Here is a 1,067-nt window from a genome sequence, read left to right as displayed (position 1 = left end):
TGCAACTGAGATGAGGGTGTAGTGATGTGGATGCAATTATTAGAAGATTTTATCAAAAATAGTAAAGAACCGCGTGAAATCAAGCGGGCTACAGCAGTAAAGATGCTGCTATGTGGATATAAGCATGAGGAGATAATGCCAATATTAGGTGTCTCATCTGGGTTCATAAGTACCTATAAAAAATCATTTTTTAAAATGGGGATTGATGGGTTAAAACTAGGGCATAAAGGAAGTAAAGGGTATCTGGATGATATTCAACGTGCCGAGGTAATTGAATGGTTGCAAACTAAGGATAGATGGACTTTAAATGAATTAGAGCACCATATCGCTTCAAAATATGGAGTGACATTCTTCTCGAAACAAAGTTACTACGATTTATTTGATGCTGCCAGTATTAGTTGGAAGAAAACTCAAGCAAGTAATCCAAAATATGACCAAGAATTAGTAGACTCAAAAAAAAAGAGATTTGTGAATTGTTGGAGACGCGACGACCTGAAATAGAATCAGGAGAGCTAGTTGTGTTCATGGTAGATAAATATCATTTACTCTGGGGAGACATAATAGGTTATGTCTGGGGAAAAACTAATGAACGAGTGACAATACCAGTAGTTAATGCTCGTGTTAAACAAACATATTTTGGTGCATTAGATTATAAAACCAAGGAATTTATCACCTATGCAGCAGAAAAAGGTAACTCTAAAAACACAATTAATTTTTTAGAATATCTCCGTCAACAACGACCATTAGCCAAACTTTTAATAATTTGGGATGGTGCAAGTTATCATCGTTCACAAGAAATTCAAGATTATCTAGATTCATTAAATCGTGAATTGGAAAAAGAACAATGGTGGATTACCTGCTTGAGGTTTGCCCCAAATGCACCACAACAGAATCCTGTAGAAGATATTTGGCTGCAAGCAAAACGATTAATTAGAGAATTTTATTTTTTCTGTCATTCTTTTAACGTAGTCAAGGCGTTATTTGAGCTATCAATTCATTGTCAAATTTTTGACTTCCCTAAACTTCATGAATATGGTGTTTTCTCATAAACCATTTAGGATTGCTAT

General features: G+C 34.8%; 1 protein-coding gene. It reads left to right on the top strand.

The features are described from left to right. The first annotated feature begins 30 nt into the window (after positions 1 to 30). Positions 31 to 1,049, top strand: a protein-coding gene (locus BV372_RS18535) for an IS630 family transposase (protein WP_143845189.1) whose coding sequence is annotated in 2 segments (ribosomal slippage) — positions 31 to 448 and positions 448 to 1,049 — 1,020 coding nt in all. Because the reading frame shifts where the segments join, the coding sequence is not laid out codon by codon here. The last annotated feature ends 18 nt before the right edge of the window (positions 1,050 to 1,067 follow it).

The sequence above is a fragment of the Nostoc sp. T09 genome (assembly GCF_002154695.1).
In the GTDB taxonomy this organism is placed as follows: Bacteria; Cyanobacteriota; Cyanobacteriia; order Cyanobacteriales; family Nostocaceae; genus Aulosira.
The sequence above is the reverse complement of the archived record's forward strand: the minus strand, read 5'-3'. Positions and strand labels throughout refer to the sequence as shown.